General features: G+C 40.6%; 16 protein-coding genes. 2 read left to right on the top strand and 14 right to left on the bottom strand.

Annotated features, from left to right (window positions below; genetic code table 11):
* Positions 1-169: 169 nt before the first annotated feature.
* The 8 genes from DXA60_RS14170 to DXA60_RS14135 all read right to left on the bottom strand — a co-directional run bounded on the left by DXA60_RS14170 (position 170) and on the right by DXA60_RS14135 (position 7,471).
* Positions 170-574 carry a C-GCAxxG-C-C family protein gene (locus tag DXA60_RS14170; RefSeq protein ID WP_117922016.1) on the bottom strand — a complete coding sequence of 135 codons (405 nt, stop codon included), beginning with the start codon at positions 572-574 and terminating at the stop codon, positions 170-172.
* 18 nt (positions 575-592) lie between these two features.
* Positions 593-1,870, bottom strand: coding sequence for a phosphoribosylamine--glycine ligase (purD, locus tag DXA60_RS14165; RefSeq protein ID WP_117922015.1), 1,278 nt, complete (start codon positions 1,868-1,870; stop codon positions 593-595).
* A gap of 94 nt (positions 1,871-1,964) precedes the next feature.
* On the bottom strand, positions 1,965-2,591 hold the full coding sequence (purN, locus tag DXA60_RS14160; protein WP_117922014.1) for a phosphoribosylglycinamide formyltransferase: 627 nt from the start codon (positions 2,589-2,591) through the stop codon (positions 1,965-1,967).
* A complete protein-coding gene (gene purM / locus DXA60_RS14155) occupies positions 2,585-3,610 on the bottom strand; it encodes a phosphoribosylformylglycinamidine cyclo-ligase (protein WP_117922013.1) in 1,026 nt (341 codons plus the stop codon). Before purM ends, purN begins: the two co-directional genes overlap by 7 nt.
* A gap of 111 nt (positions 3,611-3,721) precedes the next feature.
* Positions 3,722-4,222, bottom strand: coding sequence for a 5-(carboxyamino)imidazole ribonucleotide mutase (purE, locus tag DXA60_RS14150; protein ID WP_006855648.1), 501 nt, complete (start codon positions 4,220-4,222; stop codon positions 3,722-3,724).
* Positions 4,223-4,400: 178 nt separating this feature from the next.
* The gene (locus DXA60_RS14145) at positions 4,401-6,434 is read right to left on the bottom strand and encodes an aminopeptidase (protein ID WP_117922012.1); all 2,034 of its coding nucleotides are present in this window, start codon (positions 6,432-6,434) and stop codon (positions 4,401-4,403) included.
* Positions 6,435-6,463: 29 nt separating this feature from the next.
* Positions 6,464-7,051 carry an HD domain-containing protein gene (locus DXA60_RS14140; protein ID WP_117922011.1) on the bottom strand — a complete coding sequence of 196 codons (588 nt, stop codon included), beginning with the start codon at positions 7,049-7,051 and terminating at the stop codon, positions 6,464-6,466.
* 93 nt (positions 7,052-7,144) lie between these two features.
* Entirely contained in the window at positions 7,145-7,471 is a 327-nt protein-coding gene (locus tag DXA60_RS14135; RefSeq protein WP_241070731.1) for a DUF6142 family protein, read from the bottom strand.
* Positions 7,472-7,714: 243 nt separating this feature from the next.
* Here DXA60_RS14135 and DXA60_RS14130 point away from each other — a divergent pair, with 243 nt between their 5' ends.
* Complete coding sequence (locus tag DXA60_RS14130) at positions 7,715-8,527, top strand: polysaccharide deacetylase family protein (protein ID WP_117922009.1); 813 nt, start codon at positions 7,715-7,717, stop codon at positions 8,525-8,527.
* Here DXA60_RS14130 and DXA60_RS14125 read toward each other — a convergent pair.
* The 6 genes from DXA60_RS14125 to DXA60_RS14100 form a co-directional block, all read right to left on the bottom strand.
* Complete coding sequence (locus DXA60_RS14125; protein WP_117922008.1) at positions 8,524-9,027, bottom strand: VanZ family protein; 504 nt, start codon at positions 9,025-9,027, stop codon at positions 8,524-8,526. The genes DXA60_RS14130 and DXA60_RS14125 overlap by 4 nt on opposite strands.
* On the bottom strand, positions 9,005-9,685 hold the full coding sequence (pyrE, locus tag DXA60_RS14120) for an orotate phosphoribosyltransferase (protein ID WP_015559808.1): 681 nt from the start codon (positions 9,683-9,685) through the stop codon (positions 9,005-9,007). Before pyrE ends, DXA60_RS14125 begins: the two co-directional genes overlap by 23 nt.
* A gap of 204 nt (positions 9,686-9,889) precedes the next feature.
* Positions 9,890-10,729, bottom strand: coding sequence for a hypothetical protein (locus DXA60_RS14115; protein WP_117922007.1), 840 nt, complete (start codon positions 10,727-10,729; stop codon positions 9,890-9,892).
* Between the two features lie 3 nt (positions 10,730-10,732).
* Entirely contained in the window at positions 10,733-11,302 is a 570-nt protein-coding gene (locus tag DXA60_RS14110; RefSeq protein WP_022111972.1) for an RNA polymerase sigma factor, read from the bottom strand.
* Between the two features lie 48 nt (positions 11,303-11,350).
* A complete protein-coding gene (locus tag DXA60_RS14105) occupies positions 11,351-12,655 on the bottom strand; it encodes a serpin family protein (RefSeq protein WP_243006902.1) in 1,305 nt (434 codons plus the stop codon).
* A gap of 343 nt (positions 12,656-12,998) precedes the next feature.
* Positions 12,999-13,436 (bottom strand): hypothetical protein, encoded by a 438-nt coding sequence (locus DXA60_RS14100; protein WP_117922005.1) that lies wholly within the window; start codon positions 13,434-13,436, stop codon positions 12,999-13,001.
* Positions 13,437-13,660: 224 nt separating this feature from the next.
* Here DXA60_RS14100 and DXA60_RS14095 point away from each other — a divergent pair, with 224 nt between their 5' ends.
* Positions 13,661-14,017, top strand: coding sequence for a helix-turn-helix domain-containing protein (locus DXA60_RS14095; RefSeq protein ID WP_117922004.1), 357 nt, complete (start codon positions 13,661-13,663; stop codon positions 14,015-14,017).
* The last annotated feature ends 3 nt before the right edge of the window (positions 14,018-14,020 follow it).

Below are 14,020 nucleotides of genomic sequence, written 5' to 3'. Positions count from 1 at the left end.
TTCGTTTTATTTCGTTGTATATTTTGACATAACAATAAATTATTTCGTATTTTTTTCACGTCATTCTGCCACTTTAAAGTGCAAAAATATGATTCTAGGTAAAGAAAAAAAGATGCAGGATTTTCCCGCATCTTCCTTCTGATATAACATAGTATCATTCCATATTTTTTTATAATTCTAAGATCTTCTCGGCGATCTCCACAGCATCACGGATACAATCCGGACAGCTTCTTAGTACCTTTCCAGTTGTAACGCCTTTTAATTCCCCACAGGTCAGTGATCCGTTTTTATCAAGAAATTCCTTCGTGATCTCCCTGGTCAGTTTGTAAGTATCTGCCTTGCTTGCCGGCTGCTCTAGGTTTTTGCAGCTATTTTTTAATCCTGCAAGCATAACAGCACCGGATACTGCTCCGCAGGTTGCTGCCATGCCACCCATGCCAAGTCCAAATCCCTCACAGGCTGCAAATAACGTTTCCTCCGGTATTCCGGTTTCGTCAGCAAATGCACAGGCAACTGCCTGTGCACAATTAAATCCTTTATTATGTAATTCGATCGCTTTTTCTTTTCTGGTCATCTGATGTGTCCTCCACTTTTATTCTGCCTCATCAATCGCTTTTCCGATATCATGACGCATATATTTATTGGCAAAGCTGACCCACTCGGTTGCCTCATAGGCTTTCTTTCTTGCCTCTTTCAGATCGGCTCCGGTTGCCGTGATACCGAGCACACGTCCGCCGTTTGTGACGATATCGCCATTCTCATCAAATTTCGTTCCGGCATGGAAGCAGAAATAGTCATCTTTTCCATCAAATTTTTCAAGACCACTGATCTTAAATCCTTTTTCATAAGATACCGGGTATCCATCCGATGCTAAAACCACGCAGACTGCTGCATTATCCTCAAACCGCAGGTCAATGGTATCTAACTTACCATCTACACAGGCTTCCATTACATCAATGATATCATTTTTCATACGTGGAAGTACGACCTGTGCTTCCGGATCACCGAATCTCGCATTATACTCTAACACTTTCGGTCCATCCTCTGTCAGCATCAATCCAAAGAAAATAACGCCGGTAAACGGTCTTCCCTCTGCGGCCATGGCATCCACGGTTGCCTGATAAATGTATTTCTGACAGAAATCATCCACTTCTTTCGTGTAAAAAGGACTTGGTGAAAAGTTTCCCATTCCTCCGGTATTTAATCCCTGATCACCGTCTTTTGCGCGTTTGTGATCCTGTGCAGAAGACATGATCTTTATCGTCTTTCCATCCACAAAAGATAAAACAGACACTTCACGTCCTGTCATAAATTCTTCCACGACCATGGTATTTCCGGCAGTTCCGAACTTTTTATCCTCCATGATCTCTTTAACACCAGCTTTTGCTTCCTCTAAGGTATTACAAATCAAAACACCTTTACCAAGCGCCAACCCGTCAGCTTTTAATACGATCGGCATCTTTGCTGTCTCTAAATAAGCAAGTGCCTCCTCTGCTGAAGTAAAGTTTTCATAAGCCGCTGTCGGAATATTATATTTTTTCATGAGATCTTTTGAGAATGCCTTAGAGCCCTCTAAAATAGCTGCATTCTTACGAGGTCCAAATACCTTTAATCCCTCTGCTTCAAAAACATCCACAATACCACCAACCAGTGGATCATCCATTCCAACGATCGTAAAATCAATGGCATGCTCTTTTGCAAAAGCCACAAGTTTATCAAACTCCATGGCACCGATCGGTACACACTCTGCAAGGGCCGCAATTCCGGCATTTCCCGGAGCGCAGTAAATTTTATCGACACGCGGGCTTTTTGCCACACTTGTCACGATTGCATGTTCACGTCCACCGCTTCCAACTACTAATACTTTCATTCTCCGTCGCTCCTTACTCTTTTATGATACACTTTGTTTCATTTATCTCACTGCCACTTCATGAATACATTTTATCGGTCTGATATTCCATTATTTACTCTGCAATGATCACATGACCATCTTTCACGGATACCTTCCCGTTTGCGATCAGATCGATCGCTTTCGGAAGGATCACCCACTCTGCCTGTTCCATGACACGACGCTGCAATACTTCCGGGGTATCACCCTGCTTTACCTCAACTGCCTTCTGTAAAATGATAGGTCCTGTATCTGTCCCCTCATCCACGAAATGTACCGTTGCACCGGTTACTTTTACGCCACGGGCAAGCACACCTTCATGCACTTTTAATCCATAAAACCCTTTTCCACAAAAAGACGGAATCAGGGATGGATGAATATTCACAATGCGGTTTTCGTATTCTTTTATCATCATTTCCGGCAATACTACAAGAAATCCTGCGAGCACGACGAGATCCACATTGTAAGAATTTAATTTTTCAAGGAATGCCTGATTAAAAGCCTCCCTGCTTTCAAAATCTTTCGGTGAGATACACAATGCTTCGATTCCATGTGCCCTCGCACGTTCTAATGCATAGGCATTTACATTATTGCTGATGACAACCGAAATACATGCATTTGTTATTTTTCCTGCACTGATTGCATCTATGATCGCCTGAAGATTTGTTCCTCCACCGGATACTAAGACTGCCAGTTTTAGCATAAGGTTACTCCTTTTTCACCATCTTTGATCTCGCCAACCACATATGGTGTCTCGCCTGCTGCTTTGATTGCTTCCATAGTCTTATCCACATCAGCAGGATCTACTGCAAGTACCATACCAAGTCCCATATTGTAGGTATTGTACATCATTTTTTCTTCGACCTGTCCTTTTTCTGCCATCAGTTTAAAGATAGCCGGAACCTCATAGCTGTCTTTGCGGATCATGGCATGTTTTCCCTCCGGCAGCATTCTCGGAACATTCTCATAGAAACCGCCACCTGTAATATGGCTGCATGCTTTGACACGTACTCCCGCTTCTTTGACGCTGCGCAGTGCTTTTACATAAATTCTTGTAGGTACAAGTAATGCCTCTCCAAGCGTTTTTCCTAATTCATCATAATATGTATCGAGACTCTCTTTTGTCATTTCAAAGATTTTTCTGACAAGTGAAAAACCATTGGAATGTACACCGGAGGATGCCATACCGATCAGTACGTCTCCTGCCTTTAAGTCGGCACCTGTGATAATGTCCTTTTCATCTACAACACCAACTGCAAATCCTGCAAGATCATATTCATCTTCAGGCATCAGTCCCGGATGCTCTGCTGTCTCCCCACCGATCAAGGCTGCATCAGACTGTTTGCATCCCTCTGCCACACCACTTACGATAGATGCGATCTTTTCCGGATAGTTCTTTCCACATGCAATATAATCAAGGAAAAATAAAGGTTCGCCGCCTGCACATGCGATATCGTTGACACACATTGCAACACAGTCAATTCCGATCGTATCATGTTTGTCCATAAGAAACGCAAGTTTTATTTTGGTACCTACACCGTCTGTTCCGGATACTAAGGTAGGTTTCTCCATGTTTTTGAATTTTTCCATGGAAAATGCACCGGAAAATCCGCCAAGACCTGTCAGAACCTCTGGTCTCATGGTTCCCTGTACATATTTTTTCATCAGTTCCACTGATTTGTATCCTGCTTCGATATCAACACCGGAATTTTTGTAATCCATTTACTTTTCCTCCTGAATCTGTTGTTTACATGTTCATTTTTTGTATCGTCTGTCCGTCTCTGCTGTCATGTGTTTTATTCAGAATAATACATTTATCATTATCTGCTTCTTTTAGTAATTCTTATAGCCGACTTCCTGTAATCTGGCATCTTTCGCCTGAACCTGCTCTTTTAACTCTTTCGAATATTCTTTTAATTTCGCAAGCAGTGCCTCATCTGATGTAGCAAGGATCTTTGCTGCAAGCAGACCTGCATTTGCTCCACCGTTGATTGCTACGGTTGCAACCGGAATACCGGACGGCATCTGAACGATCGAGTATAAAGAATCTCTTCCACCAAGCGATGTGGTATGCATTGGGATACCAATGACCGGCATCGGAAAAATCGCTGCACACATACCCGGTAAATGTGCTGCCATTCCTGCACCTGCAATGATCACCTTAAAACCTTTTGCTTCCGCACTTTTTGCATATTCAAAAAATACATCCGGCTCTCTGTGCGCAGAGATGATCGTCATCTCATAATCAATTCCAAGCTTATCTAAAATATCTGCAGCTTTTGCCATAACCGGCATATCTGAATCGCTGCCCATTACAATACCAACTTTTGCCATAATCGTGCTCCTTCCAGATTCCTACAGTATCAAATCTCCACTGTTATCTATGTGTATTGTAACTGTCATTCTTTTAGAAGTCCAATTAATATTTATTATTTTATTTATTAAATAATCTTATATATTATCTTATTTATTTCTGAAGCAGGACTCCAGCTTATTTTTAACAATCCTGTTTTTATAAAAGCGGCTCATTCAGCTGCTCTGTTCCGGCTAAGACAAATTTGCCATCTGCAATGATATCTTCTGTACTGCCATCTTTTCTTATCACTGTGATCTTGTCAAGCTCATCATATGGGATCGTAATATCTGTATGACAATTTAAATACGCTTTTTCTACGGACTCTTTTCTCTGTGCAGATACACTATTTTCCCTTGCAACGATCGCTTTTCCATCCGGGTTATAGGAAATGTTGTCCTCCTCATGACTGTAACAGGTATCTCCCACTGCAAAATGTGGTCCTGTTTTCTCCGCGATCAGAATCGGCAGCTTATCTGCGATCTGATAATCTCTCGCCATTCGGTATGCTGTCGTATTCGTCCCAATCGCAAATTCCCCCATCGGCAATGTATCATGATGTTTCAGGACATTATCACGGATATATTTTTTATTTTCCGCCTCATCCTTAAAATTCGTGCAGGTATAGGATTCTACCATACCATCCTTAAACCGTATCTCTAAATTCTCATAATTAAGTCCGTTTAAATATACCTGTCCGACAAATAATGTTCCCGTGGTCTTTTCTAGTACCGGTGAAGTAAATACCTCTCCCACCGGAATATTGACATCTGCCACACAGTTTTCAAATGCAGTCTCCTTTGACGGATCTTTTAATTTCCAGATATTTACATATAAATCTGTTTTGTTTTTTCCTTTTCCTGTGATGTGTACCTGATCTGCTGTATCTAAAACATCAATGATCTTCTGCTGAATTGTCTGGTATAATTTGTAATCTAACGTATTTAATTTCACAGTCTCAGCAAAGATTTCTTCGAAACGCTCTCCAATCTCCGGTATCGGGTATGCGATGATCGTAAAACTGCGTTCTTCGCCCTTGATATATTCATTGATCATCTGCCCTGCCATATTCATCTCATAAACGCACAGTTTCTGCTGTTTTTCGTTATATTTCACTGCACACTCTTTATTTTCCGGTGAAAACGGTTCTTCCCCGAATACTTCAATAACTGCCGGGCCTGCATGACCTGCTGCAAGTTTTTTCTCTTCCTCGAAATAATTTTTTCTTGCCTCCAAACAGCGTTCCACATATGCTTTATCCAGATAAAGCGCACGGTCTTCCCTGTGGTCATAGTCAAACTGTTTGTTTGGTGAAGTTACCGTTGCAAGCATGGTCGGCTTTAAATTCATTTTTTCAAAATTATGCACCGCTGCACGGACCATACGTTCAAAACCGATCGGATAACGAAGCTGTACTGTCTGCTTTTTACTAAGATCCTTGCCTGTCACTTCAAAACCGATCCGGTACCCTTCTGTATAGGTGTCTGCCATCGCCTGGATCTCTTCATCAGTCATTTTATTTAAAAATGCTGCAATCTGTTTTTCATTTTCTCCAATATATACACCGTATCGATACAGATAGCGCAGATCCGTAAGATCTGCATTCATCACAATATCCGTCTCAAAATCTTCCGACGGATCAATCAGCCTGCGAAGGCTTTTCTCATAAAAGATCTCGCTGTAATCATGGAAAAACCAGTACAGATCCTGCTGCACTGCCGACTTCTCCGGAGCATCTTTTTCTTCTCCATTCTCAAAACGGTTATAGATTTCCACAAATAATTCCATCTGGATCGTAAGCTGCATCAGATCTCCACGAAACGCTGCACCAATCTCCCTTCTTACGTAAGCAAAATAAGCACAGAGCAACTGCCCAAACTCTTCTCCTAATATTTTCACAGCATAGTCCGGATTCGCATAGCTTGTCTGATATGCAGCTCCAAGTATATCCTCATAGAATCCCAGATTACATTCTTCTGCTTCCTTTAAACTCCGCTTTTGAATCGCATCATCTGCCCACAGATCGTAAACAGCCGCCTGTTTCTGCAGTAACTGTGCCGTCTGTCTGAAATATTCTTTATATTTTTCTTTGGTCTCCGGCTTTTCTTCGATCTCTGCGATCCGTTCACGCACCAACGCAAAACGCTCCTCCGCAAGTTCGTTGGATTCTTTATATAATTCTTTATACAACATTAAGTCAAAACCTCCACAACAAAATTCTATCACTCATCAATCAGTTTTCCATACTTCGCATTTTTTTCGATCAATGACTTTGCATACTCCCAGATACGCTCAGAGCCCTCATGCACTCTCTCATCTCTTTTAAGTACCTGAGACTTTTTCACACCATGTTCTTCCCATGAGATACCACCCGATGCATCATTTAAAAATAATGGCTGCACCTTATCTAACATATTGGCAAACTTTGATTCCGGTGTCTCCATAGCCTCAAACTCATCCCACAGACCGCGGTATTCCTTCTTCTGTGTTTCCGGGAGTAATCCAAAGATCCTGTCTGCCGCTTTTAATTCGCGCTCCCGCTTTGTCTTATTGCCCTCCGTATCATATGCGTAGGTATCTCCGGCATCGATTTCTATGACATCATGAAGAAGTACCATTTTCATGGTTTTTAATACATCAATCGGCTCATTCGCGTAATCAGCAAGCACAAACGCCATCAGTGCCAGATGCCAGGAATGTTCCGCATCATTTTCTTTTCTGCTCCCATCGCTTAAATACGTCTGCCTTGTAATCTTTTTTATTTTATCCAGTTCCATAATAAATGAAATCTGTTTTTCAAAATCTGTCATTTGAATCTCCATTTCTTTTATAAATGAATGTCTCTATTCTGAGTCATTATAAATTATCAAAATATATCACGTTGTAATCTAACACATTGTGATTTACAGCAAAAATCCAACCACATATAATGCCACCCATGCACCAACTGCAAGGAAAGAACATATCGTCGCAAGGTAAGGAAAAAAACGATAAGAATTTTCCTCTCTTAAACTTAAGACAGCATTAAATAATGCGACCACACCGACTAACATGGACGATACTCCTGCACTTCCAAGATACATACTGCCGTTTCCTCTGTTTTGAAAAGAACAGACAATAACAGCAACAAGAACTGCTAAAGAAATAACTGACAGCATCCATGCAATAACTCCCCTTTTTGACTGCTTTTTGTCTGTGAATTTATATCCTCTTTTATGCTTTTTATGCATCCTATTTATCCTCATTTTCACACTTTTTATCCATGTGTCTGACAGGCACATATTTTTATCCTAAATCTTCCATGCCGTTCTCAAATATCATTTTCCTGCCGACATTCTTTTATTATACAAAAACATATCTTTTTATGCAACCTGTCCGGCAGTCATATTGTTCTTGCACTCCAAGTAAAAAGCGTTTACTATAACAATAGATTTTAAAGATATTACCATGTAACCTGCAGGAGGATTTTATCAATGAAAGTTTATGTATGTTTCCCTAAAGGAAAGGCGAAAGCACTGACTATGAGCTACGATGACGGCAAAATCCAGGATGAGCGTCTTGTTTCTATTTTTAACCGTTACGGCATACGGGGAACTTTTAATTTAAATTATGGAATGATCGATAAAGAAGGGCTTACTCCACCACGGATTAAAAGTTCACGTATCAACGAACTTTATACCGGACATGAAATTGCAACCCATACCATGACTCACCCGACCATTGCACGCTGTCCGATGACGGAAGTTGCCGAAGAAATTTTAGCTGACCGGAAAGGTTTAGAACAGATCACCGGCCGCATTATCCGCGGACATGCTTATCCAAATGGTTCCTACAATGAAGACATCAAACAATTATTCCGCCAGCTTGGAATTGCCTATGCCCGTGTCGTAGAACCGGCAGCTGATTTTGCACTTCCAACCGATCCGCTTGAATGGCACCCGACCTGTCATCATGACGCCCCGGATCTGATGGAAAAAGCTGAATTTTTTGCAGAATTTAAGAAAAAACAATATTTAAAATTAATGTATGTATGGGGTCACAGTTATGAATTTGACAATCATGATAACTGGAATGTAATTGAAGATTTCTGCGCATATATGGGTGGCAGGGATGATATCTGGTACGCAACCAACATCGAGATCATTGACTATATGGACGCTGCAAAACGTATCCTCTTTTCTGCAGACTGCAGGAGAGTTTACAATCCAAGTGCCCTCAGTGTATGGCTCGAAGTTGATGGCGATTCTGTGATAGAAGTAAAAAGCGGTACCTATCTGGAACTTTAATTATCATGCATCTTTCGCCCTGTGATCTTTCGCGTCAACTTTTTCACCAGATCATAGATAAGAAATCCAAACAATCCCCCGATCGTATTTAAGATCAGGTCGTCTACATCCAGACTTCCAACCTTAAATACCAGTTGCAGTATTTCCACGACAAGACTTAATTCAAAACTGTAAAGAACCGTATACCACATTTTTCTGCACCGTTCATAATAGATCGGCAAAAATGTTCCAAATGGCATAAACGCAATAATATTGCCGGCAAGGTTCAAAACTACTGCATAAGTGCCAAGAGCTTTACGATAACGGATAAATCGCATAATTTCTTTGAATGGAACAAGGTTATAGTGATATGCTCTTTCACTATAAGTTCGTCCCATTTCTTCTGAAAAAAATAAAAAATAAAATAACACTGCAAAGTAAACAGTGAACAATACGCCGGCAATCAGCCGGCGTCTTTTTTTTCTGTCATCCATCGCATTATTTACATCCATACTGTTCATAGTATGCATCAATTGCTTTTTTTATCTCATCATTAATGACAATTTTGCCCTGACACTCCTTATTGTAAAGATGTTCTACGACCTCTTCCATCGTTACAATCGCATTTGTCGGAAAACCATAAGTCTCTCGGATTTCATCAAGTGCACTCATTTTACCGCCAAGTCCCATTTCCATACGGTTTAAAGAAACCATCAGGCCAACGATCTCAACATTTGCAGCTCCTCTTACTTTCGGAACTGTCTCCTCCATGGATTTACCGGATGTTGTAACATCCTCGATCATGACAACACGGTCACCGTCTTTTAAACTGCTTCCAAGGAAACTTCCCTTATCTGCTCCGTGGTCTTTTTCTTCTTTTCTATCCGAACAGTAACGGACTTCTTTTCCATACAATTTGCTGAATGCAACTGCTGTTACAACACTGATCGGGATTCCCTTGTATGCCGGTCCGAATAATACATCAAAATCATCTCCATACTTCTCATGGATCGCCTTTGCGTAATACTCACCAAGACGCATTAACTGTGAACCTGTCACATAAGCTCCTGCATTCATAAAAAATGGGGATTTACGTCCACTCTTTAATGTAAACTCTCCAAATTTGAGCACATCACTCTCAACCATAAACTCGATAAATTCCTGCTTGTACTGTTCCATTTTATCTACGACCTCCTGTTTAACTTCCTTAATATCGATTGTTTGCACCTGATTCTCTCGTGTCTTCACAATTATTTTTATACTATCATAAGTGTCTTGGAATCTCAATCTCTTTTAACTTCATTTTTTAACCTGTAGAAAAGACATTAGAATTTTTATCAGACAAGACCCTATTTTAAATCTTCTGTTTCATAACATATCTGTCTATTCCGTCAGTTCTCCTATCACTGTGATAAATCTTTGCTCTGTAAGACCGGAACTTTCTATGGTAAATATAACTCCATCTTTTTCAAAAACAGCGACATAACTATACCCGCCAGTCTGCCCGATCGGATAACATCCCGCTGTGACCGTAATCCCATGCACCAGAGACGTGGCTAAATGTGTATCTGTAAATCTTGTCACGATCCCGGATTCCGTTGTACGAACTCCGATTTTCAATGTACGTTCTCCACTTTCATCCGAATAGATCAGACTATTATTATCATCCACTGCTTCTCCTGCTTTATCATATCCAACATGATAAACACCATCCGACAGGATGAATCCATCTGGAATGGAAGTCGGACAGATCTTTGTTCCAAAATATTCTTCCAGCCCCGCTGCGTCATAAGAAACAATCTGGTCCGGTTCTGCTACATCATAGGCTATACTTTCCATTTCGCGAATCTCATTAAAGATCAGACCGGTATCCTCTTCTGCTTTTTCCACCCCTGCCTCATCCGCTGATCCGGCTGCTGTACTTCCATACATACCATCATAATCATTGAAAACCGTGTCCACAGAGTTATTTTTGTTTCCTGAATATCCATCCCTGATCCTTCCATAAAACATTCCTGCACCGATGATCAGCACAAATGCTGTCATACACATCGCCGCCGAAATAGTGATATGCGCAGGCTGTTCCTTCTCTAAAGGGATTTTTTCTCTTATAACATAAAACATCCGCTTCATCCGTGATTTTGATTTTATCTCAACTTCCGCATCTGAAACATACTTTGGATCAATATGCCCGAATGCATCAATCAGATCATCTGCTTTCACTGCTCACACCTCGATTCCTTCCTGAGCAAGACATTTCCGTAAACTTTCCCTTGAACGCATCAGAGACGATTTTACCTTGCTCTCACTGATGGAGAATCTCTTTGCAATTTCAGCTATACTGTCAAAATACCAGTACCTCCGCACAAAGATCCTGCGGTTTTCTGTCTTCATCCCAGCCAGAAAACGGTTAATCATCTCCGCAAGTTCCATATTTTCCACATGTAACTCCATATTTTCACCGGAAATACAGTCCTGCATCTCTTCATATATGTAAGAAATTTCTCCCTCTCCACGCTTTTTCGAATGATTTTTCCGGTAGCGGTCTAAGGATAGATTTCTTGTAATCGCTCCTAAAAACGCCTGCAATATCCCCGGCCGCTCTGTCGGCATGGAATTCCACGCCCGGAACCATGTATCATTCATACACTCTTCACAATCACTTTCATTGTGCAGTACATTCTGTGCTATCTTGTGACAATATGCTCCGTATTTCTGCTGTGAGCATGTAATTGCCCTCTGATCTCTGACCCAGTATAACTCAATAATCTTTTCATCCTCTAAAAACTGCCCCACGATCCGAATTATATCCTCCTGTAATGTTTATCCTGTTCTGTTATGATTTTACAGAGCATCTGCCGCACCAATAAAAACAGGTATCCCATTCTCCCTGTCTATGATCGCATAGACAAATGGCCTGTCCAGCACAACATTTTCCACTGCCTCCAGACACCCCATTGTTTCCACTTCCACAACTGTTGCCGCCCCGGCCTTTGTACCAAGTTCATTCACTTCAATCTTTGTCCGGTGCAATACCTGGCTGATATACAGATTATCCCCATTTTTACAATTCCCCATCTGTGAAAAATCTGCTAATTTCTCATCAAATGCATCATGCATTCCCATTCTGTCTAAAACTTCCGCTAATTCTTTCTGCGTCTCCGCCTTAAACTTTGGCATACCTGTTTCCACTATTGTATCATTTGCCTGAGCAATTGTCTTTAGAAAAGTTTCTCCATTCATCTGACTGATATAATCTCTGATATCCATATTCTCATCCGGAAGCAGTGCAACAAAGTCAAAGCCTTCTTTATACGGCTTGATAAATCCAACGGCATGCTCTTCCTTCAGAAAAGAATGTTCCTCCGAATACATCATTGATACTGTTGAATGATTACCATCAATATCATAAAAATCAGCATCATGCACCTGTTCCTTTTCATACGGGTCCTGCCACTCCCCCTCAAATGCCACTGCATTTACAAGATACATAATAGCATATGGCGGTATCTGATCCATGATATCTTTGATCATTCCATCCGTGCGCCGGTCGATCCAGCGATTGATATCCTTTGTCGTTTTTTTATCAAAAGCCGAGGCAAAGATATCTGCCTGATAAAATTCAGCGTTTAACTTCAGAAAATCATCTGCCGGTACAAAGTTCTCATCAGAATCTTTGTACCAGATAGAATTCGCTGTATATAAATGATTATTTTTTTCCTTTGGCATGGAACTTTGCAGACGCTGCAGCTCCCGATTGAGAAGATCAAGCGAGCAGTCTGCCGTACCGCAAAGTACACTCTCCATCTGTTCCAAAGTCTCGCCTGATGCTCCGTTTGCAGTCATGGCAAGCGCATTTATCACGGAATATGGTGATATCATTGTATTTTTTCCAGCTTCATAGCTATTTTGAAAAGCCTTTATTGCAAAATCAGCATAACTGTCCGCAAATATTTTGTCTGATTTTTCATCCGATGGCAGCATCTGAACATTATCTCCGGATTTTCCAGTATCTTCTTTCGTTACATTCAATTCCCTTGTCGATCCTGAAAGATGCATGCCTTCTACATTAGAACACGCAACTGTCCCTGATAACAGAATACCAGCTGTTAAAAATAATGCTACTATCTTTTTTGCTCTTTTTTTCATCTTCTCTTCCTCCATTGTATTTGTTTCCTGTTGTTTCATTGCTCTTCTATATAAAAAGACGCAAATGGGTAACTGCCCGTTGCGTCTTTTTCCAATTTTTTCCAGCATAGAATTTGCCTTACTATATTTTCCAGTCCCCATGTAACACATCGCTGTAAGACAATCTAATTCGTCATTTTCTACTGAAATCTTCTTCCTGATCTTTTCCAGCTCTTTCGGTCTCAACATCATTTGCGATAAGTATATCATATTTCACCAGTCGTTTTCCACATAACCGTAAAAAAGTAAAAAACCATATGATACATTTTCTATATGTATCACATGGCTTTACTTATTACTTTACTTATTGCTTTTCAACTGAAATAATTGTTCCCGAAAATGCATCCACTTCTGAAAGTTCCCCGGTATATGTTACTTTTACTTTATCTCCAACAGAAACATTTTCCAATCCCTGTGGTTTTGCATCAAAACTTAATTCATAGGAAGCACCACTATCATCTGTCACAATAAACATAAAATCTTTGATCTCGTCCACCGTTCCATTCAGTGTTTTCTCTTCGCCTGTTACCGCTTCAGCTGTATTTTCCGGTACAGCTTCAGTCTGTAACTCTGTTTCAGCGTTACCCTCTGCACCAGCCTGCTGTTCCTTCTGCATATTATCCTCTGCCTGTACTTCCTGCTGCACTTCATTTCCGGCATCAGCACGACTCGTGCTTCCACATGCTGTAAATATGGACATACACATTACCGTTGCTAATACATAAATTGTTTTTTTTCTCATTCTGAATATCCTCCTGCGTGTTTTTATTACTTATCATTTGTAAGTTTCATTTATTTAGATAAAATAATAACAAAAAAAGTTTCATTAAAAAAAAATTTTTATTCCCGTTTCCTCATTATTTTTATGAACATGAATTATTCGGCAAATGGATAAAATGCTTTTTCCGGCAGATGTGCGTCAGGAAATGCATATTAAGATAAAAGAAACAGAAACGGAGAACATCTATGAACAGTATCGGGGAACGTATTGTATTTTTACGTGAAGAACGCGACATGAGCCAGAAACATCTTGCTTACACGATCGGTATCGCTCCGACTACCCTATCCCGATATGAAAACAACCTTTATGAACCAAAGGCTGAAATTTTAAACCGGCTCGCAAAAGCCCTTGATACCACTTCTGACTTTCTGATCGGACTTACCGATATTTACGAGAAACCAGCAGATGCCAGAAAGCGCAAATCAGAACTCACTGCCGATGAACAGCGTCTCTTAAGTTATTACCGTAAATTAACCGACCTGAATCAGGCTCGTTTAAAGGAACTCGCCGAGACGCTGCTTGATCTGCAGGAGAAAAAATGATTT

The sequence above is a fragment of the Roseburia sp. OF03-24 genome, from assembly GCF_003463035.1.
Taxonomy (GTDB): Bacteria; Bacillota; Clostridia; order Lachnospirales; family Lachnospiraceae; genus Roseburia; species Roseburia rectibacter.
Note: the sequence above shows the minus strand (reverse complement) of the source record. Positions and strands in the feature narration are given on the sequence as shown.

Bases quoted from the DNA above. Each gene is read 5' to 3' on its own strand.
- purE (WP_006855648.1), bottom strand. From the start codon at position 4,222: ATGGCAAAAGTTGGTATTGTAATGGGCAGCGATTCAGATATGCCGGTT.
- DXA60_RS14170 (WP_117922016.1), bottom strand. From the start codon at position 574: ATGACCAGAAAAGAAAAAGCGATCGAATTACATAATAAAGGATTTAAT.
- pyrE (WP_015559808.1), bottom strand. From the start codon at position 9,685: ATGGAACAGTACAAGCAGGAATTTATCGAGTTTATGGTTGAGAGTGAT.
- DXA60_RS14095 (WP_117922004.1), top strand. From the start codon at position 13,661: ATGAACAGTATCGGGGAACGTATTGTATTTTTACGTGAAGAACGCGAC.
- DXA60_RS14125 (WP_117922008.1), bottom strand. From the start codon at position 9,027: ATGAACAGTATGGATGTAAATAATGCGATGGATGACAGAAAAAAAAGA.
- DXA60_RS14130 (WP_117922009.1), top strand. From the start codon at position 7,715: ATGAAAGTTTATGTATGTTTCCCTAAAGGAAAGGCGAAAGCACTGACT.
- purD (WP_117922015.1), bottom strand. From the start codon at position 1,870: ATGAAAGTATTAGTAGTTGGAAGCGGTGGACGTGAACATGCAATCGTG.
- DXA60_RS14140 (WP_117922011.1), bottom strand. From the start codon at position 7,051: ATGACAGATTTTGAAAAACAGATTTCATTTATTATGGAACTGGATAAA.
- DXA60_RS14145 (WP_117922012.1), bottom strand. From the start codon at position 6,434: ATGTTGTATAAAGAATTATATAAAGAATCCAACGAACTTGCGGAGGAG.
- DXA60_RS14135 (WP_241070731.1), bottom strand. From the start codon at position 7,471: ATGCATAAAAAGCATAAAAGAGGATATAAATTCACAGACAAAAAGCAG.
- DXA60_RS14100 (WP_117922005.1), bottom strand. From the start codon at position 13,436: ATGAGAAAAAAAACAATTTATGTATTAGCAACGGTAATGTGTATGTCC.
- purM (WP_117922013.1), bottom strand. From the start codon at position 3,610: ATGGATTACAAAAATTCCGGTGTTGATATCGAAGCAGGATACAAATCA.
- purN (WP_117922014.1), bottom strand. From the start codon at position 2,591: ATGCTAAAACTGGCAGTCTTAGTATCCGGTGGAGGAACAAATCTTCAG.
- DXA60_RS14105 (WP_243006902.1), bottom strand. From the start codon at position 12,655: ATGAAAAAAAGAGCAAAAAAGATAGTAGCATTATTTTTAACAGCTGGT.